The sequence below is a fragment of the Streptomyces sp. CNQ329 genome, assembly GCF_000482585.1.
In genome coordinates this window covers 18,426-38,894 of the sequence record NZ_AXVU01000011.1, presented here as the reverse complement: position 1 = coordinate 38,894, position 20,469 = coordinate 18,426, and the positions used below count along the sequence as shown (strand labels likewise).

Annotated in this window: 15 protein-coding genes; 5 read left to right on the top strand and 10 right to left on the bottom strand. The window is 74.8% G+C overall.

From position 1 onward, the window contains the following. Positions 1-245 precede the first annotated feature (245 nt). Together I003_RS0109915 and I003_RS0109910 are read left to right on the top strand one after the other, a co-directional pair. A complete protein-coding gene (locus tag I003_RS0109915; RefSeq protein WP_027771391.1) occupies positions 246-1,097 on the top strand; it encodes an SAM-dependent methyltransferase in 852 nt (283 codons plus the stop codon). Positions 1,098-1,275: 178 nt separating this feature from the next. Further along, positions 1,276-3,543 (top strand): glycosyl hydrolase, encoded by a 2,268-nt coding sequence (locus tag I003_RS0109910; protein WP_027771390.1) that lies wholly within the window; start codon positions 1,276-1,278, stop codon positions 3,541-3,543. A gap of 116 nt (positions 3,544-3,659) precedes the next feature. On the opposite strand, the gene I003_RS0109905 is transcribed toward I003_RS0109910, so the two are convergent. The 6 genes from I003_RS0109905 to I003_RS36795 all read right to left on the bottom strand — a co-directional run bounded on the left by I003_RS0109905 (position 3,660) and on the right by I003_RS36795 (position 13,415). Continuing rightward, positions 3,660-4,868, bottom strand: coding sequence for an FAD-dependent oxidoreductase (locus I003_RS0109905; protein WP_027771389.1), 1,209 nt, complete (start codon positions 4,866-4,868; stop codon positions 3,660-3,662). Next, entirely contained in the window at positions 4,865-6,352 is a 1,488-nt protein-coding gene (locus tag I003_RS0109900) for an FAD-dependent oxidoreductase (RefSeq protein ID WP_486584155.1), read from the bottom strand. The genes I003_RS0109905 and I003_RS0109900 overlap by 4 nt, the downstream gene beginning before the upstream one ends. Continuing rightward, positions 6,349-8,568 carry a molybdopterin oxidoreductase family protein gene (locus tag I003_RS0109895; protein ID WP_486584154.1) on the bottom strand — a complete coding sequence of 740 codons (2,220 nt, stop codon included), beginning with the start codon at positions 8,566-8,568 and terminating at the stop codon, positions 6,349-6,351. Before I003_RS0109895 ends, I003_RS0109900 begins: the two co-directional genes overlap by 4 nt. A 132-nt stretch (positions 8,569-8,700) precedes the next feature. Next, the gene (locus I003_RS0109890; RefSeq protein ID WP_027771386.1) at positions 8,701-10,995 is read right to left on the bottom strand and encodes a protein kinase domain-containing protein; all 2,295 of its coding nucleotides are present in this window, start codon (positions 10,993-10,995) and stop codon (positions 8,701-8,703) included. Position 10,996: 1 nt separating this feature from the next. Next, positions 10,997-12,391: an outer membrane protein assembly factor BamB family protein gene (locus I003_RS36800; protein ID WP_037720504.1), complete on the bottom strand. Its 1,395-nt coding sequence runs from the start codon at positions 12,389-12,391 to the stop codon at positions 10,997-10,999. Beyond that, a complete protein-coding gene (locus tag I003_RS36795) occupies positions 12,276-13,415 on the bottom strand; it encodes a serine/threonine-protein kinase (RefSeq protein WP_486584153.1) in 1,140 nt (379 codons plus the stop codon). The genes I003_RS36800 and I003_RS36795 overlap by 116 nt, the downstream gene beginning before the upstream one ends. 206 nt (positions 13,416-13,621) lie before the next feature. On the opposite strand from I003_RS36795, the gene I003_RS35975 reads away from it, so the two are divergent. Further along, the gene (locus I003_RS35975; protein ID WP_158688952.1) at positions 13,622-13,777 is read left to right on the top strand and encodes a hypothetical protein; all 156 of its coding nucleotides are present in this window, start codon (positions 13,622-13,624) and stop codon (positions 13,775-13,777) included. Positions 13,778-13,892: 115 nt separating this feature from the next. Here the strand turns inward: I003_RS35975 and I003_RS0109875 are convergent, their stop codons facing one another. The 4 genes from I003_RS0109875 to I003_RS31785 form a co-directional block, all read right to left on the bottom strand. Next, positions 13,893-14,375 (bottom strand): hypothetical protein, encoded by a 483-nt coding sequence (locus I003_RS0109875; protein ID WP_027771385.1) that lies wholly within the window; start codon positions 14,373-14,375, stop codon positions 13,893-13,895. A gap of 24 nt (positions 14,376-14,399) precedes the next feature. Then, a complete protein-coding gene (locus I003_RS35970; RefSeq protein WP_158688951.1) occupies positions 14,400-14,630 on the bottom strand; it encodes a hypothetical protein in 231 nt (76 codons plus the stop codon). A gap of 233 nt (positions 14,631-14,863) precedes the next feature. Then, on the bottom strand, positions 14,864-17,278 hold the full coding sequence (locus I003_RS0109865) for an ABC transporter permease (RefSeq protein WP_037720535.1): 2,415 nt from the start codon (positions 17,276-17,278) through the stop codon (positions 14,864-14,866). A gap of 14 nt (positions 17,279-17,292) precedes the next feature. Further along, positions 17,293-18,075: an ABC transporter ATP-binding protein gene (locus I003_RS31785; protein ID WP_051368159.1), complete on the bottom strand. Its 783-nt coding sequence runs from the start codon at positions 18,073-18,075 to the stop codon at positions 17,293-17,295. 229 nt (positions 18,076-18,304) lie between these two features. Here I003_RS31785 and I003_RS31780 point away from each other — a divergent pair, with 229 nt between their 5' ends. Next, positions 18,305-19,921, top strand: coding sequence for a histidine kinase (locus I003_RS31780; RefSeq protein WP_051368158.1), 1,617 nt, complete (start codon positions 18,305-18,307; stop codon positions 19,919-19,921). A 66-nt stretch (positions 19,922-19,987) separates the two neighbouring features. Continuing rightward, complete coding sequence (locus I003_RS0109850; protein WP_027771382.1) at positions 19,988-20,446, top strand: RrF2 family transcriptional regulator; 459 nt, start codon at positions 19,988-19,990, stop codon at positions 20,444-20,446. The last annotated feature ends 23 nt before the right edge of the window (positions 20,447-20,469 follow it).

Here is a 20,469-nt window from a genome sequence, read left to right as displayed (position 1 = left end):
ACCCGCGGACGCCCGCGCGGCACCCTGCGCACGGCGAGGAGCCCGACCCCACGGACCCGCTCTGCTGCGGGCGCGGACGCCGGCCCGGCCCGTCGCACACCGGCTGCTGCGGAGAAGGGCGGGAAACCCCGGGCGGCGGGCGCCCCCTGTGGTCCGGGTGGCGGGGAGCGGATAGTCTCAACTCCCGCCGTACCCAGGTTTGTTCGGCCGCCGCAGGACGCGTGGCGAGACGAGGAGAGTGGGCAGTGACGCCTGACGAAGGACCCGCCGTACCCGGCATCCCGACCGACCGCCCGACCTCCGCCCGCGCCTACGACTGGATGCTGGGCGGCAAGGACAGCTACGAGGTCGACCGCGACATGCTCCGTGTCGGGCTGAAGCGGTTCCCCGAGGGCGTGGACATGACCCGGCAGAACCGGCAGTTCCTCTACCGCGCGGTGCGCTACCTCGCCCGGGAGGCCGGTATCCGGCAGTTCCTCGACATGGGCTGCGGGCTGCCCACGAACAACAACGTCCACCAGGTCGCGCAGGCGTACGGCGAGTCCTGCCGCGTCGTCTACGTCGACATCGACCCCATCGTCCTGGCCCACGGCCGCGTGCTGCTCGCCGACGACCGGTCCACGGCGGTGATCACCGCCGACATGCGCGACCAGGAAGCCGTTCTCGGTCACCCGGACCTCCAGCGGCTCATCGATTTCGACGAGCCGCTCGCCGTGCTCTTCCTCTCCGTGGTGCACCACCTTCTCGACGACGACGATCCCCGCAGAATCCTGCGCACCGTCATCGACCGTGCCGTCCCGGGCAGTTACCTCGCGCTCTCCCAGGTGGCCTCCGACGACGAGGAGACCGCCCGGGGGACGACCGAGTACATGAACAGCAACCGCGTCCCCTGGCAGACCCGCACCCCGCGGCAGATCGACGCCTTCACCGAGGGCCTGGAGCCGGTCTCCCCGGGCATGGTGAACGTCGCGGAATGGCGCCCGGACCCCACCCAGCCGCCGCTGCCGCCCGTCGCGTCCGAGCTGGAACAGTTCGTCGGCGCCACGAAGAAGAGCGACAAGCTGTACGAGTACGGCGGCGTGCTCCGCAAGCCCTGACGCGGCGGAGGATCCGCGCTCGACATGCGTTCAGAAACTGAACGCACGTGAGCAGACTTCGGTTGAGTCTTGACGAGAGGTGTTGACAGCGCTTTCGGGTGGCTCTAGTTTCTGCGACGCCCCTCTGAGAGCGCTCTCACCCTCCTCTGTCCCCCACTCATTGCGAGGTACGCAGCTCGTGGGACCACATCCGAAGCGCAGACGCATCCTCCTGACCCTCACCGCCGTGGCCACCGTCGCCGCCGGATCAGCGCTGCCCGCCGGCGCGGCCGGCGCCGCCGAGGTACCGGTCGGGAGCGGGAGTTACTCCGACACCCGGCCGCCCGGCACCTCCGGGCCCGTCGACAACGCCGGGCAGCCGGTGGAGCCGAAGGTGACCGAGCGGGTCGCGGACCGGCCCGTCCCCACCAACGACTGGTGGTCCTCGCTCGCGTTCCAGCGGGCGGCCGACAACCCGTACTCCCTGCCCATGTTCGGCCACCCGCTCAGCTACCGGGCCGTGGCCGGCGGGCTGGAGGTCGGGTACGCCACCGAGCACGTCGTCGTCGGGGGCGGCGCGCAGTACGAGTTCCAGCACGAGGCCGATCTGACCCTCGGCGTCGACGGCCTCCACTCGCCCGACGCGAAGGCGGACGGCTGGTCCGACTGGACCGTCAGCCCCTACTGGGCCGGTGACGGCCGCACCCTGCGCGCCACCATCGGGCACGGCAGCCCCTTCGTCTACGCCGAGGCCACCGGAGGCGCCGCGCAGATCACCGCCTCCGCCGCGCCCGAGGTCTTCGCCGACGACGGCAACGCCCTCGGCATCACGGTCGGCGGCAAGCACTACGCGCTCTTCGCCCCCACCGGCAGCGACTGGACCGCCTCCGGCAGCACCCTCAGCTCCGACCTCGGGGGCAAGGACTACTACTCCGTCGCCGTCCTCCCGGGCCCGGATGCCTTCGAGACATACAGCCGCTATGCCTTCAGCTTCGTCACCGGCTCCCGCGTCGACTGGGACTACGCCCCGGACCAGGGCCGCATGAACGCGACGTACACGCTCCGGACCGAGGCCCGCGAGGGCACCGAGACCGGCACCCTCCAGGCGCTCTACCCGCACCAGTGGAAGCACACCTCCGACGAGCTCACCGGGTACGAGTACGTCTCGCCGCGCGGCACCATGAAGGTCCGTGAGGGCGCCTCCTTCACCACCTCGCAGGACGTCACCGGCGTTCTGCCCGTGCTTCCGGAGTCGGGCGGCGTGGACCAGGGGCAGCTCACCGCCTTCGTCAACGAGGTCGCCGACACCGCGGCCGTCGGCCCGGCCGACACGTACTGGACCGGCAAGGCCCTCGGCCGCCTCGCCCAGGTCGTGCCGATCGCCGATCAGGCCGGCGCGACAGATGCGCGGGACAAGATCCTCGGGGTGATGAAGTCGCGGCTGGAGGAGTGGTTCACGGCGGGCGGCGAGACGGAGTTCTCGTACGACGCGGTGTGGAAGACGCTCACCGGCTACCCGGCCTCGTACGGCAGCGACACCGAGCTGAACGACCATCACTTCCACTACGGCTACTACGTCATGGCCGCCGCCGTCGTCGCCCAGTACGACCCCGGCTGGGCCGCGGACTCCGCCTGGGGCGGCATGGTCCGCGAACTGATCGCCGACGCCGCCAACCCCGCACGCGACGGCGACCGCTACCCGTTCCTGCGCGGCTTCGACGTCTACGCCGGCCATAGCTGGGCCGCCGGGCACGCCGGGTTCGCGGCGGGCAACAACCAGGAGGCGTCGTCCGAGTCGGTCAACCTCAGCGCGGGTCTGATCATGTTCGGCGCCGCCACGGGCGACACCGAACTGCGCGACCTCGGCGTGTACCTGCTGACGACGGAGTCGGAGGCCGTGCGCAGCTACTGGTTCGACGCCGACGAGGACGCCTTCCCGGCGGACTTCCAGCACAACACCCTGGGCATGGTGTGGAGCGCCGGCGGCGCCCACGCCACGTGGTGGACGGGCAACCCGGAGGAGATCCACGGCATCAACGTCCTCCCGGTCACCGGCGGCTCCCTGCACCTGGCCCGGGACAAGGCGGCGATCGACCGCAACCTCGCCGAGCTGGAACGCGAGAACGGCGGCCCGGCGGTGGAGTGGCGCGAACTGCTCTGGGAGTTCCAGGCCCTCAGCGACCCGGCCGCGGCCCGCCAGGCGTACGCGGCGGGCGGCGGCGGCACGTACGGGCCGGAAGCCGGCGAGTCGTGGGCGCACGTCTACCACTGGATCCACACCCTCGCCGCGACGGGCGCCCCGGACACCACGGTGACGGCGGACAGCCCGACGGCCGCGGTCTTCGCGACCGGCGGCACGAAGACCTACACGGCCCACAACTACGGTGCAGCGGAACAGACGGTGACCTTCTCCGACGGCAGGACCCTGACGGTCCCCGCCCGCAGCTCCGCCACCGAAACGGGCTGACTCACCGGCCCTCCACCCGTGCCCCGCGCCGCCCTCGACCCCGACCCCGCGGGGCGGCGCGGGGCGCACTGCGGGGCCGGGGGCGGCGCCGGGTCACCGTGACCCGGCGCCGCCCCTCAGGCGAGGAGTTGTTCCGCCGGGGCCGGGAGTTCCCGGCCCACCAGGGCGTGGAGGCGGGAGTAGGCGCCGGGGTGGCCCAGGAGGATCGCTGCCCGGAGGGTGTGCGCCTCCGGATCCAGGACGAGTTTGGCGTAGCGGGGGGTCGGGTCGGGGTGGGTGTAGGTGAGTTCTACGGCGCCCTCCGCCGTGGCGTGGGGGTTGCCCATGCTGGCCACGTCGACGCCCGGGAGCTTCAGCACCGTTGAGGGCTCCGCCGGGGACAGCGGGGGCTGGGGCTCGGGGGCGTTCAGGAGGTGGCCCGCGACCGTGGCCGCCATGTGGTAGCCCGGGGCCACCGTGCCCGTGCGGGTGCCGTGGATCGCCGCGCAGTCCCCGATCGCCCAGATGTCCGGGTCCGGCGTGCGGCAGTCGTCGTCCACCAGGTAGCCTCCCCTCTCCCCGCGCGGCAGCCCCGCCGCCTCCGCCAGGTCGTCGCGGGGGCGCGTGCCCGCGGTGAAGATCACCAGGTCCGCCCTGATGCGGGTCTCGTCGGTCAGCGTCACCCCCGTCACCCGGCCGCCCGGGCCGGCGTCCACGGAGAGGAGTCCCTTTCCCGCGTGGAGGCGGATTCCCCGCCGGCTCAGCCCGGTTGCCAGGAGTTCCGCCGCCGTCAGGTCCAGTTGCGCCGGCATCAGGTGCCTGGCCGCCTCCACCACGTGCGTGCGGACCCCCAGATGGCGGTGGAGGGCCTCCGCCGTCTCCAGGCCCAGCAGGCCGCCGCCGACGACCACCGCGGTCCGGTCGCGCCCGGTCTCCGCCACCCCGCGGATCGCGTTGACGTCGTCCAGCGTCCGGTACACGTGGCATCCCGGCAGCCCGGTCCCCGGCAGCGGGGGGCGCGCGGGGACGGCACCCGTGGCCAGGACGAGGGCGTCGTACGGCACCCCTTCGCCCTCCGTCGTCACCACCTCGTGTGCCGCTCTGTCGATGCGCGCCGCTCCCGTGGACGTGCGTATCTCCAGGCGCGGATCCTCCAGCGCCGTCAGCGCGAGCTTCTCCGCCGGTACGCCGCGCAGCCTGTCCGTCAGCGCGATGCGGTTGTACGCCTCCTCCCGCTCCTCGCCCAGGACGACGATCCGCCAGCGGTTCCGGCGGTCGCGGGTGCGCATCTCCTCCACCAGGCGATGTGCCGTCATCCCGTAGCCGATGATCAGCAGGCGCTTCATCGCGTGCTTCCCGCGAACTCCTCGCACATCTCCCGGACCTCCTCCACGCACGAGCCGCATCCCGTCGTCGCCCGCGTCGCCCCCGCCAGCGCCCGGGGCGTACGGGCGCCCTCCTTCCACGCCGCCGCCAGCGCCGCCTTCGTCACGTTGTTGCACCGGCACACCACCGCCTCCGGCGGCAGCTCCGGCAGAGGGCCCGTGCGCGGGGCGGGGCGGCCCAGGAGGAGGGCGAGGCGGCTTTCGGGGAGCGGGGTGTCGGTGTCGTAGAGCTGGGTCAGGGTGGCCAGGGCCTGGGGGAGACCGGTCAGGATCGCCGTCCGGACGCGGCCCGCGGTGTCGAGCGAAAGCCGCGCGTACCGGCCACGCGCCGGGTCGCGGTACGTGACGATCTCGTCCCCCGCGCCGCCCCTCCGGTCGCCCCGCGCGCCCAGCACACCCAGCGTCAGCCCCGGCAGCCGCAGCCGGAACACCGGACGGCGCCCGCCGCCCGTCCTCCGGGGCGCCCCCTTGCCCGTCAGCGACCTCGCCACCGCCTCCGCCTGCTCCCAGCCGTCGTACAGCGAGCCCGCCTGTTCCGTGCAGTCGCCCACCGCGCGGACGGCCGGGTCGCTCGTGCGGCCCTCGGCGTCGACCAGCACCCCGGTCCGTACCGCCAGACCCGCGGCCTCCGCCAGCCGAGCGCGGGGGCGGACGCCGGTGCAGCACAGGAGGGTGTCCCAGGGCAGCGGCCACTCGTCGTCGAGGACGACCTTGCCGGGCTGCACCCCGGCCGCGACCCGGCCCATCTCCAACTCGACGCCCAGCCCGGCCAGATGCCGCGTCAGCACCCCGCCGGCCTCGGCGTCGAGGCGGTCGTCCAGCGGGTACGGGCCGGGGTGCACCAGCGTGACCCGCCGGCCGGCGCGGCGCAGCGCCGCCGCGGTCTCCACGCCCAGCGGGCCGCCGCCGAGTACCACGATCTCGTCGCCCCGCACCCGGGCGCAGTCGGTGCGCGACCTCAGGCCGGTGACCCCGTCGATGAGCCACCCGGAGGCGTGGCGCAGGCCGGGGACGGGCGGGAGGTGCGGGCGGGCGCCGGTGGCCAGCACGAGGGTGTCGTACGGGAGCCGGTCGTGCTCGGTGGTACGCACCTGCCGCCGGCGGAGGTCGACGCCGGCCGCGGAGACGCCGTGGCGGACGGTGACGCCGGGCAGGCCGGTCAGGTCGGGCAGGCGCAGGTCGGCGGGGCTGAGGCTGCCGTCGAGGAGGGCGGGGAGGAGCACGCGGTGGTAGGCGGGGCCGGGTTCGGCGTCGAGGAGGGTGAGGGGGCCCTCGTGGCCGTGGTGGCGCAGGCGTTCGGCGACCCGGTGGCCCACCGGCCCGCCGCCGACGATCACGATGCGGGTCCGCGACGCCGTCGTCCGCCCGCGCTCCGTTCCCGCCGGCCCGCCGCGCTCCGCGGACCCCGCCCCGCCGCGGGTCCCGCCGCGCCCCGTACCCCTCATTCCGCCGTGCTCCGTACCGCCGGCTCCAGCTCCCGTTCCGGGACCTCCACCGGCTCCACGCTCACCGCGCTCACCTTGAACTCCGGCATCCGGCTGCGCGGGTCGAGCGCCGTGCCCGTCAGCAGGTTCGCCCGCCCGTGCCCCGGAAAGTGGAACGGCAGGAACACCGTGTCCGTCCGCAGCGTCGCCACCAGCCGCACCCGCGCCAGCACCGCCCCGCGCGCCGAGCGCACCCGCGCCAGCTCGCCGTCGGCAAGACCCGCCCGCGCCGCCGTGTCCGGGTGCAGCTCCACCGTCACCTCCGGCGCGGCCCGTACCAGCTCCGGCACCCGGCGCGTCTGCGCGCCGGACTGGTAGTGCGCGAGCTGCCGGCCCGTCGTGGCCCACAGCGGGAAGCGGTCGTCGCGCGCGTCGGCCGGCTCGCGGTGCTCGACGGCCTGGAAGCGCGCCCTGCCGTCCGGATGGGCGAAGCGGTCGAGGAACAGCCGCGGGGTGCCGGGATGGGGCGCGTCGCCGTCGGGGACTTCGGGGCAGGGCCAGTGGAGCGCTTCGCCGGCGTCCAGGCGGTCGTAGCTGACGCCGCTGTAGTCGGCCGCGCCGCCGCGGGAGGCGCGGCGCAGTTCGTCGAAGACGCGGCGCGGCTCGGCCGGGAAGCGGTCGGGTGGCTGGCCGAGGCGGACGGCGAGTGCACGGAGCACGTCCAGGTCGCCGCGTACGCCCTCGGGCGGTGTGAGGGCGCGGTGGCGGCGCAGGACGCGGCCCTCCAGGTTGGTGAGCGTGCCCTCCTCCTCGGCCCACTGGGTGACCGGCAGGACGACGTCCGCCATCGCCGCCGTCTCCGACGGTACGAAGTCCGCGACGACGAGCAGGTCCAGCTCCGCCAGCCGGCGCTCGATGCGCTCGGCGTCCGGCGCGGAGACCACGGGGTTCGAGCCGAACACCAGCAGCGCCCGCGGCCCGTCGTCCGTGCCCAGGGCGTTCAGCAGCTCCGCCGCGCTCACCCCGGCCGCCGGCAGGCTCTGCGGATCCACGCCCCACACACCCGCGACGTGTGCCCTCGCACCGGGGTCCGCGATGTGCCGGTAGCCGGGCAACTGGTCCGCCTTCTGCCCGTGTTCACGGCCCCCCTGCCCATTGCCCTGGCCGGTCAGGCAGCCGTACCCGGACCCCGCCCGCCCCGGCAGCCCCAGCGCCAGCGCGACGTTGACGAACGCCGCCACCGTGTCCGTCCCCTTGCTGTGCTGCTCGGCGCCGCGCCCGGTGAGGACGTACGCGCGCCGGGCCTCGCTCAGCAGCCGCACCGCCTCGTGCTGCGCGGCAGCCGGCACGCCGGTGACCAGTTCCACGCGCTCCGGCCACCAGCCGGCGGCATGCCGCCACGCCTCCGGGAAGCCGGCGGTACGGGTCCGCACGTACTCCTCGTCATGAAGCCCCTCGGTGACGGCGACGTGCAGCAGGCCGAGCGCGAGCGCGAGGTCGGTGCCGGGAGCGGGGGCGAGATGGAGCGCGGCCCGCTCCGCGGTGGCGGTGCGGCGCGGGTCGATGACGACGAGGGCGCCCGCCTTGTTGAGGTGGCGCATCAGCGGGGGCATGGTCTCGGCGGGGTTGGCGCCGGCGAGGAGGACGGTGTCGGCCTCGCCGAGGTCGGTGACGGGGAACGGCAGCCCGCGGTCCAGGCCGAAGGCCGCGATGCCGGCCGCCGCGGCGGAGGACATGCAGAACCGGCCGTTGTAGTCGATCATCCGGGTGCCGAGGGCCACGCGGGCGAACTTGCCGAGCAGGTACGCCTTCTCGTTCGTCAGCCCGCCGCCGCCGAAGACGGCGACGGCGTCCGGGCCGTGCGCGGCGCGTATCTCCGCCAGCCGGGAGGCGACCGTGTCCAGGGCGGCGTCCCAGCCGGCGGGGGCGAGACGGCCGTCGCGGTCGCGGACGAGCGGGGCACGCAGCCGGTCGGGGGCCCGGAGGACGGCGGGGGCGGTCCAGCCCTTCTGGCACAGGCCGCCCTGGTTGACGGGGAACGCGGCGTCGGGCTCCACCCGCAGGGGTTCACCGGGGGTGGCGCCCGGCCGGAGGCGGGTGCCGCACTGGAGCGCGCAGTACGGGCAGTGCGTGGCCACCGCGGGCTCCTGGGCCACGGCGGCCCCTTCGGCCGCCGCGGGACCGGAAGGCGAGTGCGGGGTCGGCGAGTTCGGTGCGCGCGAGGAGCCACTGCCCATCCGGATACCCCACTTCAGGCGTCACCGCTTCGGAGCCGTACGGGCATCATCGCCCGCGGGCGGCGTCGGGGGGATTGGCAGATTGCTGTCAGTTGCCTTCTCCCGACTGTGAGATCGGACATTTCAGGCGTGTCAGGTCGGGAGGTAGCCGGAGAGCGCGGTGCCGTCGTTGTAGACCATGAAGACGGCCCCGCCGGAGACCAGGACGGTCACCGGCAGCGTCACGTCTTCGGGCCCGCTCTCCTTGAACTCCACCGCGAAACTCCGACTGGTCACGACCCCGTCCGGGTCCCCTGCGGGCGTCGCGTAGACGGTGACGTTCTGGTACGCCAGCAGCCTGCCGCCCGCCTGCAGCACGGCCTCGGGTTGTGAATCGGTGATCCCCCTTCTGTCCCACAGCCGCTCGCCCGAGGCGAGGTCGTAGCGCGTGAGCCTGCCGTCGTGGTGCAGCAGGATGGCCCCGTCGTCATCGAGGACGGGCGGTGTGTGCACGGGCACATCCGGGGCGATCGTCCGGAGCTTCTTCAGCGTGTCGGCCGTCCGTACCGTCACGCCCGTCTCACCGGTGAGATCGGGCGGCTCCCAGCAGACCGCCCAGGTGTCGCGGACGGCGAAGTCGCGGCAGCGGGCACGCCCCGTGCGCCCGCCCGAACGGAGACCGACGGCGCTGACGTCAGCGGCGTACCCGGCCGACGGGTCGCTCGGGGCCAGCGCGTGGGTGAGGTAGGCGCGGCCGTCGACGGCGGATATGGAGAAGACCCTCTCGTCCTCGAACGACCACAGTTCCTTCCGGTCGCCGGCGGTCCCCAACGCGGTGACCGCCGACATGCCCTTCGGCGCCGGTTGCGACATGACGAGCACGCCGTCGAGGACCGCGAGCCCCTGCACCTGCCCGCCCGATCCGGGTTCGTCCCACAGGGACTCGCCCGACTGAAGCTCCACGGCGGTGACGCCGTCGTGGTGGGGCAGGTAGGCCACGCCGCCTTCGACCGCCGGCGGCGGGTACATCGCGGTGTCCTCGTTCTCGCGCGAGCCCGGCGCGGTCCACATCTCGGTGCCGTCGGACGCGTCGAGACCGACGGCGCCGCCCTCGGAGGTGGTGCAGACCAGGACGCGGCCACCCAGTGCGCAGCCGTTGACGCGGGGCAGGGACGCGTTCCAGGGGCTCCAGCCCGTCGGGCGGCGCTCCGGCCGCAGTGCGTCGTCGCCGAAGTCTCCCGTGCGGACGGCCGCGCCGCCGTCCGTGACGACGGGCGGCCCGTCCTTCTGGGCGCCGTCGGCGGCGGAGCCCTCACCGCCGTTCCCGCCCCCGCTGCCGGCACCGGCCCCGCCGCCGCCCGCGCCGCCCTCGTCCCCCGCCAGCAGGGTCGCCAGCAGCACCACCGTGACCACCGCGGCCACGGCGGCGACCGCCGCGAGGGCCCACTGGGCGCTCGCCCTTCGCGGCTTGGGAGCAGGGGCGGCCCTCCTGGTCACCGCGGCCCGCCGGTGCGGCGGCGGCACGGGTGTCGCCGCGGCGATGCCGGCCGCCGTCCGCTCGTACCCGGTGATCAGCTTGGCGAGCCGGGGCGGCCACGGGTAGGCGCTGTCCGGCGCCGCCACCGGGGAGTCCGCGCCGAGCAACGCGGCCAGGGTGCCGACGTCGGTGCGCTCGTCCGGGTCCCGGCGCAGGCATGCGGCGATGATCTCGCGCAACGGGTCCGGCACCCCGGTGAGGTCCGCGTCCGCGCGGGCGATGCGGAAGATGACGGCGGCGGCCTCCTCGTCCTCGAACGGGCCGTGCCCGGTCGCCGCGAAGCAGAGCACGGAGCCGAGGCTGAACACGTCGCTCGCGGGTCCGATCACCTGCGCGCCGGTGACCTGCTCGGGAGACATGAAGCCGGGGGTGCCGACGACCATCCCGGTGGCGGTCAGCGCGGTGGCGTCGAAGGCCCGGGCGATCCCGAAGTCGATGACCCGGGGACCGCCGGCGGCGAGCAGCACGTTGCCGGGCTTGAGATCCCGGTGGAGCACCCGCGCGGCGTGGATGCTCCCCAGCGCCCCAACCAGTTCGGCACCCAGCATCCGCACCGCGTCGTACGGCAGCGGCCCGCAGCTCCGCACCGCGTCCGCCAGCGTGGGCCCCGGCACGTACTCCGTGGCCAGCCATGGGCGCGCCGCCCGCACCTCGGCGTCGAGCACGGAAGCCGTGCGGGGGTCCGTGACGGCCCGTGCGGCCTCGACCTCGCGCCGGAACCGGACCCGGAACTCCTCGTCGGCGCCGGCGTCCTGACGGATCGTCTTGACCGCGGCCAGCTCCGGCTCCTGAGCTCCCGCGGCGTGGCGGCGCGCCAGGTACACCTCTCCCATGCCGCCGGCGCCGAGTCGCGCCAGCAACTGGAAGGGGCCGATGTACCCGCCCCGGCCGGGCGGCAGCGGTTCGAGCACGTCAGCTCCCCGCGCGCCGGGGTGTGTCCGGCAGCGGCACCGAGACGATCGTCCCCCGGTCGTAAACGATGTGGACCACCCCGCCCAGCGGCAGCACCCAGGGGTGGCGGGGGATGTCCGACACCGCGAGGCCGTCGCTGACGCTCCACTCCCCCTTGGGCCGGCCGCCAGGGGCGCCGTCGATCCCGACGCGGAGCGGTTCCGCACCGGGGTCGTCGAGCGGCAGCACGTACAGCTCGGAGGCGTCGGCGAAGACGATGCGGTCGTCGGCGATCAGCGGGGGCGGCACGAGGGGATGCAGCCCGAGTGACTCCTTGCCGAACGCAAACCGCCGCTGGATCCGGGCGCTTTCGCGGTCCATGACGAGGATGTCCGCGCCGAAGTAGTCGGACGCGATCAGCGACGATTCACCGACCGAGCCGATCAGGGTGTTCGTGTCGATCCCGGGCACCCGGACCGACGCCTCCGGCCGCAGGCTGCGTGCGTCGTGCCGGACGAGCACCCACGTCAAGGCCTCCTCGCCCTCCCGCATCGTCGTCGCGCAGTACGCGCCATCCCCCTGCACCCGCACCTGGTCGCATCCGTTGTCGTACGGCGGGGACTCCGCCAGGGTGTCACCGGATTCCGGGTCGTAGGCGATCAGTCCCAGGTCGGTACGGGCGTACAGGCGGCCGTGCGCGTACGTCGTCGCCGCGAACGTCTTGACGCGGCGCCCCACCATCGGAAGGTCCTCGTTGGTGAGGTTGCGGCGCCACAGCTCCCGGCCGCTGTCGAGATCGTAGGCGACGACTTTCTCGCTCGCGGTGGCGAACACCTTCCCGTCCGCCACCACGGGACGGCCGAAATTGTCCCCCTTGTAGCCGCTGACCGCGTCCTTGTGCCGCTTCTGCCAGCGGAGGCGCCCTGTTGCGGCGTCCCGCACCTGGAGTCGCCCGAAGGTGCCGAAGACGGCGACGCCGTCGCGGACCGTGGGAAACCCGCCGGCTCCCGGCACGGCGAGGTCGCCCGCGGCCCCGACGTACGCCGCCTCCTTGCTGCCGGGCTCGGCGCCGGTGCGCCACAGGGGGCGCCCGTCCGCCGCGCTCACCCCCTCGTACGAACCGTCGACCAGATGGCAGACGATGACGACCGTGTCGGCAGCACAGCCCATCGGCGGCTGGGAGAGCTTGCCCCGCCACTGCCTCCACCCCTCGGGGCGCTGGCTGCGGACCTGCGGGATCACGCCGGAGCCGTCCAGGCCGCCCAGTTCGTCGACGCCGTCGACCAGGGCCCTTGTGCCGTCACCCGCGCTGTCGCGGTCTTCGTCGCCCGGGCCGGGGCCGGCGGAGCCGCCGCCGGAGCCGTCCGCCGAGAACGGGTCCAGCACGACGACCCCGCCGGCGAACAGCGCGGTCACCGCCAGCCCCGCGGCGCCGACCAGGACCGCGCGCCGCCAACGCGGAGGCCGGGCGCGCCGGGGCGCCCTCCGGAGGCGCGGACGGCAGCGTCGGCAGGCGGTGCAGCGAGCCGCCGGGGACCCGGCGCAGCCGTTCGGCGGCCTCCTCGTACTCGGCGATCCGGGCCCGTACGGGCGGAGGCCACGCCATCGTCCCGGGGGCGGCGGCGAGGCCGGAAACGAGGCTGGTCGCGAGGTTTTCCGGCGTGGGGCGCTGCCCGGGGTCCTTGGACAGGCAGCGCGCCAGTAACTCCCGTAACCCCGCCGGCACCCGCGCCAGATCGGGCTCCTCCGCGGCGATGCGGTAGAGCACGGCCGCCGGCTGGCCCTCCCCGAACGGGCCGTGCCCGGTCGCTGCGAAGCACAGCACGGCGCCGAGCGAGAACACGTCCGAGGCCGCGACGACCGATCTGCTGCCCGCGACGTGCTCCGGGGACATGAATCCCGGAGTGCCGACGAGCGAGCCGGTCGACGTCAGCGTGGTCACGCCCCCGGCGCGGGCGATACCGAAGTCGATCACCCGCACGCCGGCGGCGGAGAGCAGTACGTTGGCCGGCTTGAGGTCGCGGTGCAGCACCTGCGCCGCATGGATCGCCCGCAGCGCCGCGGCGAGCCCGGCCCCCAGGGCCCTGACGGTCCGCTCGGGCAGCGGGCCGGTGCGCCGCACCACCTCGCCGAGGCTGGGGCCGGGCACGTACTCGGTGGCCAGCCAAGGAGGTTCGCCGTCCGCGGCACCATCGAGCAGCTCGGCGACGTGTGCGCCGCCGACCCTCCCCGCCAGCTCGATCTCACGGTGAAACCGGTGCCGGAAGGCCGCGCCGTCCGCCAGTTCGGGGCGCACCGTCTTGACGGCCGCCAGCCGGTCCCGGCCGCCGGCGGACTCCCGGCCCACGTAGACCTCGCCCATGCCGCCGGCGCCGAGACACGCCAGCAGTTCGTACGGGCCGATCTGGCGTGGCGCGTTCGCGTCCAGCGGCTGCAGCAAGCCCCACTCCTCCGCACGGATTGGACCGACGTGTCAAGTCTGGCACGCGGGCCACCCGTTGCCACCACGCGTGCGCGGGTGCTCACGCCTCGTGCGCGCCCGGCCGCCCAGCCCTCAGGCGGTGCCCAACCGGCGCCCTCGGCCGTCCCACCGTCGTCAAGCGGGTCGCGGTCACCGCCCTGTCCGACGATGTACGGGTCGGTGACATGTCCGACGCCCCTGTCGCCGCCGGTGTAGGTCCGCGGCTCGCCGCCACCGGCGCGCCGCGCGTCCGCGATCAGCTCATGTCGCGCGTCCCCGAGGCCGTGGCCGCCGCCCGCGCGCATCTCGAGCGCACCAGGGACGCAGGGGGGCCGACCTGATCGGCGAGCCGCTCGCCACACACATGCGGCGCGTTGCGGGACGGAAGTCGGCATTCTCTCCACAGATTCTCGATGACGCTCCTCACCTGCGGCACCCTCCCCGGCGCCCGCGCCCTTACGTAGCGAAGCTCTCGCGCAAGTCGCGGAGAACGGTGCCGGAAAAGGGGTCGGTGGCCGGGTCGTCGGGGGTGAGGAGGGTGACCACGAAGAATCCGGTGAGCATCAGGCCGATGGACTCGACCGACTCGGCGACCGACTCCGGAACACCGGAAACCCCGGTTACCGCTCCCGCCGTCAGCGGCCGGCTGTATCGAGAGTAGAACAGGGCGAACGGTCCCTCGCCGGTGTCGTCAAGCGCGTACCCCTCGTCTTCCCAGTGCTGCTCCATCGTGGAGTCGCGGGCGAAGCCGAGGATGTTCGACTCGGACGTGTCCGCCTCCTCCGGCAGTTGCCAGTGGCTCAGCGTTGCGTCGTCCAGAGGCTCCCCGTTGAGGGAGAGCTGCGGCCAGCGGCGCGTCCGGCGCACGAGGAACCTCCGCGCGGCCTCGGGAAACCCGAGGTCCGCGAGGAAGTCGGTGGGATATCCGGTCAGGTCCACAGTTGCTCCTGTTGCGATGCCGGCCTAGGGGGTCCAGCCAGAGGTGGGTCCGTGATAGGAGATCGCGCTCTTGGGGATATGGAGATCACCTGGGCTGTGCCATACGTGCTTGCCCCGATCGCCCCTGATCGCCTTGAAGAGGGCCTTGTCCATTTCGAACTCGATCATGTACTCCGACTTCTCCCTGGTGACGCCGAGGAACGACTTGAATCCCCCGGGCTTCTTCAGGATCTCCGCCGGACTCATCGGGGTCACGTAGACATGGGTCGACGACGGCCAGACGCGAACCGGCCGAGACCGTCACGTCGGCGCCGGGCAGGACCGTGCGCTCTCCCAGCCGGACCACGACCCCCTCCGTGCGCACATGCGCGGCAGCGCCGGTGGGAAGATCCCGGGGCAGGGGGCGTGGCCGGCCTCGTGCGCCCGCCCCCACGGGGCTTTTCCAACGGCGCCGGCGCACCCCCGCCGGGGAAGTGGCCGGCGCCGCGTCACTCCGAGCGCAGCGCCGTTGCGGTGCGGGTGGCCGCGGCCCAGGTGGCGGGGAGCACGGCGCCTGCCGTGGATATGACCACGCCTGCCAGGGCCAGGAGGATCAGGTGTGCGGGCGTGTAGATGTCCACCAGGGCGTCCGGGATGTTCGTGCCGACAGAGCGGCCCATCTCCGGGACCACGTAGTGCTGCAGGGCCATGCCCAGGGGGACGCCCGCCGCGCCCGCGGCGAGTCCGATGCCCGCGACGGAGGTGAGGACCATCGCCACCGTCTGCCCGGGGCTCATGCCCAGGGCCTTGAACACGCCCAGCTCGTGGACCCGTTCGCGGGTGTCGAGGACCACGGTGTTGAGCACGCCCAGGCAGGCCACCGCCACCAGCATCGCCGTGAGCATGGCGATCAGCGCCTGCATGGCGACGATCACCGGGGACTCCTCGTCGTTCTCGGCGAAGGTCCCCTCCGCGCCCAGCGGTTGCAGGTCCGCGTTGAGCGCCTTGAGGTAGGCGCTCCGGTCGGTGCCCGGGGTCAGGTCCACCGTCCATGCGGCGGGTTCGAGGTCGGGGACGAGGTCGGCGACGGAGGCGTACGCGGTGCGGATGGCCATGCCCTCGTCGCTCAGGTCGAAGACCTCGCCCACGATGCGGAGTTCGGCCGTGCGGGTGCCGTCCCGGAGGGTCACGGTGTCGCCGATCCCGGCGCCCGTGGCCTGAAGGAGGCGGGCCGGGGCGACCGCCTCGCCGCGCGCGGCGAACCAGCGGCCGGCGGCCATGCGGTGGCCGTCGGCGGGGGCCTCGCCGTGGTACGTGACCAGCGGTACGGTGCCCTTGCGCCCGGCGACCGTGACGTCCGCCTCGGCGGTGGCGAAGGAGTGCTCCGTCCCCGCGCGGGCTCCGATCGCCGCCGCGATCTGTCTGGCGGAAGCGACGGTGACGGTGGGGGAGGGAGCCGTCGCCGAGGGTTCCGGTTCCGACCCCGGCGGCGCCCCTCCCGGCCGGCCCGGGACGGCCGGTGCTCCCGGGGCACCCGGGCCCCTCATGGTGTGCACCCTCACGTCTCCCGTCGCGTCCGGCGTCCCCTCCTTCTGTACCGCGATCAGGGACGTCCCCAGCCCCACCGCGAACGTCACCGCCAGCGCCCCGAACGTCACCGCCGCGGCCATCGTCGCCGACCGCGCCGGCCGGGCGAACGGGCCCGCCAGGCCCAGACCCACCGCCCGCGGCAGCGGCAGCCGGCCCAGCACGTGCCGTACGCGGTGCCCCCGCGCGGCGTGCGGTGTGCGGCCGACGCTGAGCGCGGCCGTCGTACGCAGCCGGGCCGCGCGCAGCGCCGGACCCAGGGCCGTCGCCGCGACGAGGGCGAGGACCGCGGCCGGCACGGTGAGCGAGACCCACAGCGGGATGAGGATGCGCCCCGTGCCGTACGCGGTCGCCACCTCGTGCATCAGCGGTACGGACAGCGCGTTGCCCACGAGCGCGCCCAGCGCCGCCCCCACCGCCGCCGGGATCGCCGCCTGCGCGACGTACGCCCGCGCCACCTGCGGCGGCGTGAAGCCCAGCGACTTCAGCACCCCGATCCGCCGCGTCGCCGCGCCCACCGCGCCGCTGACGACGATGCTCACGATCAGCACCGACATCGCCAGCCCCAGCAGCGCGAAGGCGGTCACGAACGGGATGAAGGCGGCGGTGTTCTCGTCGGCGAGCTGTTTGACGTCCAGGTACGACTGCGAGCCGGTCAGCGCCCCCGCGGGCGCGGCGGCGGCCACCGCCGCGCGTCCCGCCGCGACGTCGGCGCGCGAGCCGGCGTCGTCGAGGCGGTAGAGCATCTGGCGGTCGGGGCGGGGCCCGTCGGGCGCGGTCAGCTCCCCGAGCTGCTCCGGCACGACCCATCCGTCCGCGCTCTCGCCGATCGATTCGGCGATCCCGACGACCTTCAGCGTCGGGCCGCCCGGCAGGCCGTCGACCTGCACCCGCGCGCCGGTCGCCAGGTCCGGGGCCCGCGCCCCGGATTCGAGCACGATCTCGCCGGGCGCCCGCGCCCAGCGGCCCTCGGTGACGTCCAGGTCGTCGACGGGACCGCCGGCCGACGTCCGCCCCGCGACCGTCAGCGGCGGCGAGACGGCCCCCTCGGGCGCGGTGGTGACGCGCAGCCGCAGCGAGGTGATCGTGTACGGTCCCGCGGACGCGGCGACGCCCTCGGCGCCGGCGGTGGCCTCCACCTGCGCGGCCGTCGCCTCCGCGGCGTCGAACTGCGCGGTGAGGTGGGCGCCGTGCTGCCGGTCGAAGGCGTCGTCGAACGGAGCCCGGGAGCCGACGAGCAGCCCGGTCGCCAGCACGGCGGCGGCGACGGTGAGCAGCGTGGTCAGCACCATCACCGTGGTCTGCACGCGCCGCCGCCCCACCCCGGCGCGCACCACCCGGCCCAGGGCGCTCACCGGACCGCTCCGGCGGCCCCGCCGATCCCGGCAGCCCCGTCGGCCCCGTCGGCCCCGTCGGCCGCGCTGTCCCGCGCGATCCGCCCGTCGACCAGCTCCACCGTCCGCGTCGCGCACGACTCCGCCAGCTTCAGGTCATGTGTGACCAGCACGATCGTCTGCCCGTCCGCGTGCAAGTCCCGCAGCAGCTCGCGGACTTCCGCCCCCGAGGCGGTGTCCAGCGCGCCGGTGGGCTCGTCGGCGAGCAGCAGCGGCGGGCGGTTCATCAGCGCTCGTGCCACCGCCACGCGCTGCCGCTCGCCGCCCGACAGCCGGCCGGGGTAGGCGCGGGCGTGCCGCCCGATGCCGAGGTACGCGAGGAGTTCCGCCGCCCGCGCGGCGGCGCGGGCGCGGGGCATCCCGGCCAACTGGGCCGGCAGCAGCACGTTGTCCGCCACGGTCAGGTCGTCGAGCAGATGGAAGAACTGGAAGACCATCCCGACCGACGCCCTGCGGTACTTCGCCGACGCGCTCTCGCTCAGCTCGTCCACGCGCAGGCCGTCGACGCTGACGGTGCCCGCGTTCGGACGGTCCAGGCCCGCGATGAGGTTGAGCAGCGTCGACTTGCCGCTGCCGGACGGGCCGAGAACGGCGAGCGCCTGCCCGGCGGGTACCGCGAGGGTCAGGTCGTCCAGCGCGGGCGGGCCTTCGTCGTACGTCCTGCTGACCCCGCGCAGTGCGATCAGGACGTCGGCACCGCCGTCGCTCTCGGCGCGCGCGGTGTGCGGTGGTGATGTCATGGCCCGGGGCCTCCCCAGCTCGGCGGTCGGCGCGCGTCGTACGACGCGCTGCGTGCCGCCAGACGCTAGGCGTGGCGGAGCGGCGGGCACGTCGGCCGCGGTGGGGAAGGTCCGTACCGCATCCGGCCGATGGCCGGCGGCGTCATCCGCGCGAGGTAGGCGCCCGGTGGACGGGGGGTGGGTCTCGCGGTGGATCCGGTGGCGGGGGGCGGGTTGGCACACTGAGGCGGTGACGTGGGCGGGTGCGGTCATCGGACGGTGCGGGCGCGGCGTGGGGCGCGCCGCGGGGCGGGCGCGCGGCTGGTTCGTGCCGGCGCCCGGGGGCGGAGGCGTGCCGCCGCGGCTGTCGCGGTGGGCCTGGACCGCCGACGTGGCCCTCGCCCTGGTGCTCTGCGTGGGCACCGTCGTCGCCGACCTCGACCGCTCCTTCTACGAGCAGCGTCAGGACGCCCCGCAGGAGGTCGCCCCGCAGGAGGTCGCCCCGCGGGAGAGAGGGCCGGGAAGGATCAGCCCTCCGCCGCCGCCCTTCCCGCCGGGGACGGCGGAGCCCGGCTCGCCGGCGTTCCCGGAGCCCGGTCGGCGGGAGGCACCGGAGCGCGGCGGCGCCGGGACGCAGCAGCCGCCCCGTGCGGAATACCCCGTGCCGCCCGTCGTCGAGCACGTGCTGCCGCCCGCCCGGGCCTGGGAGCTGGTGCTCGGGGCGCTGACAGCGGTGCCGCTGGTCCTGCGCCGCCGCTACCCGCTCGCCGCGTTCTGGGCGGTGCTCGGCGCCGCCGCCGCGTTCCACCTGGGCGAAGTGGCCCGGGGCGCGACGGCGTTCGCCTTCGCCTGCGGGGTGGTGGCGGCGTACAGCGCGGTGATGTACAGCCCGTACCGCAGGCGCGCGCTGGTGAGCCTGGTCGCCGGGGTGCCGCTGTGTGCGGCGGCGGGGGTGGTGCCGGAGGTGGGGCGCGGGTTCGTACCGCTGCTGGTGCTGCTGCCGATAGGGCTGGCCGCCAACGCGATCCACTCCTGGCAGCAGCGCGTCCACGCCCTCGAGGAGCAGCAGGAGGCGGCGACGCGGCGCGCGGTGGACCAGGAGCGGTCGCGGATCGCGCGCGAACTGCACGACGTCGTCACGCACAACGTCAGCATGATGACGATCCAGGCGGGCGCGGCGCGCAAGGTGCTGGACACGTCGCCGGAGCAGGCGCGGGAGGCGATGGGCGCGGTGGAGGCCGCCGGACGGGCGGCGATGGCGGAGCTGCGGCACGTGATGGGGCTGCTGACGATGGCGGCGGCGGGCCCGGAGGGGGAGGGACCGGACCCGGCCGGGGGTCCGACGGCGCATCCGGCCGGGGCGCCGCCCCCGGGGACGTATCGCGCGGACGGCGCCGGGGCGCACACCCCGGCCCGTACTCCCGCCGACCCCGCCCTCGCCGTCGACCTCGCCCCCCAGCCGGGCCTCGGTCAACTCGCCGCCCTCGCCGGGCGCGTACGCGACACCGGCGTCCCCGTCCGGCTCTCCGTGACCGGCGCGCCCGCGGCCCCGCTGCCGGCCGGAGTCGACCTCGCCGCGTACCGCGTCGTGCAGGAGGCGCTGACCAACGCCGTCACCCACGCGGCGGGCGCCTCCGTCGCGGTCTCCGTGGCACACGCTCCCGGCGAACTGCGCGTCGAGGTGACCGACACCGGCGGGGTGCCCACCGCCCGCGCCGCGGCCGGCAGCGGACGCGGGCTCATCGGACTGCGCGAACGCCTCGCGGTCTACGGCGGCACACTCGACGCCGCCCCGCGCCCCCGCGGCGGCTTCCGCGTCCGCGCTTCGATCCCCCTGCCGGACCGGCCGCCCGGCACACACCCATGAGGTACGGGCGGGTGACGCGCATGCCCCTGACGGAGCCGGGGCGGCCATGCAGACATAATGACCGGCATGCGGATCTCGGCACGAGCAGACTACGCGGTGCGCGCGGCACTGGAGCTGGCGGCGGCGACGGAGGAAGCCCCCGTCAAGGCGGAGGCCATCGCGGACGCGCAGGGTATTCCGCACAAGTTTTTGGAGAGCATCCTGGGCGACATGCGCCGCGGCCGGCTGGTCGTCAGCCAGCGCGGCGGGCGCGGCGGCTACCGCCTCGCCGCGCCCGCCGACGAGATCACCATCGCCGACGTCATACGGGTCGTGGAGGGTCCCCTGGTCTCCGTGCGCGGTGCCCGGCCGCCGGAGCTGTCGTACGTGGGACCCGCGGAATCGCTGCTGCCGCTGTGGATCGCGCTGCGCGTGAACGTACGCAACATCCTGGGCGAGGTCACGCTCGCGGACGTGGCGTCGGCGCGCCTGCCGGGGTACGTGCACGAGCTGGCCGAGGACCCCGACGCGTGGACGAACCCCTGAGGGGTAGGCACGCACACGGCGCT

Excerpts from the sequence above, each read along its gene's own strand:
- I003_RS0109850 (WP_027771382.1), top strand. The coding sequence starts at position 19,988 with ATGCGGATCTCGGCACGAGCAGACTACGCGGTGCGCGCGGCACTGGAG.
- I003_RS35975 (WP_158688952.1), top strand. The coding sequence starts at position 13,622 with ATGTCCGACGCCCCTGTCGCCGCCGGTGTAGGTCCGCGGCTCGCCGCC.
- I003_RS0109895 (WP_486584154.1), bottom strand. The coding sequence starts at position 8,568 with ATGGGCAGTGGCTCCTCGCGCGCACCGAACTCGCCGACCCCGCACTCG.
- I003_RS0109905 (WP_027771389.1), bottom strand. The coding sequence starts at position 4,868 with ATGAAGCGCCTGCTGATCATCGGCTACGGGATGACGGCACATCGCCTG.
- I003_RS0109900 (WP_486584155.1), bottom strand. The coding sequence starts at position 6,352 with ATGAGGGGTACGGGGCGCGGCGGGACCCGCGGCGGGGCGGGGTCCGCG.
- I003_RS31785 (WP_051368159.1), bottom strand. The coding sequence starts at position 18,075 with ATGACATCACCACCGCACACCGCGCGCGCCGAGAGCGACGGCGGTGCC.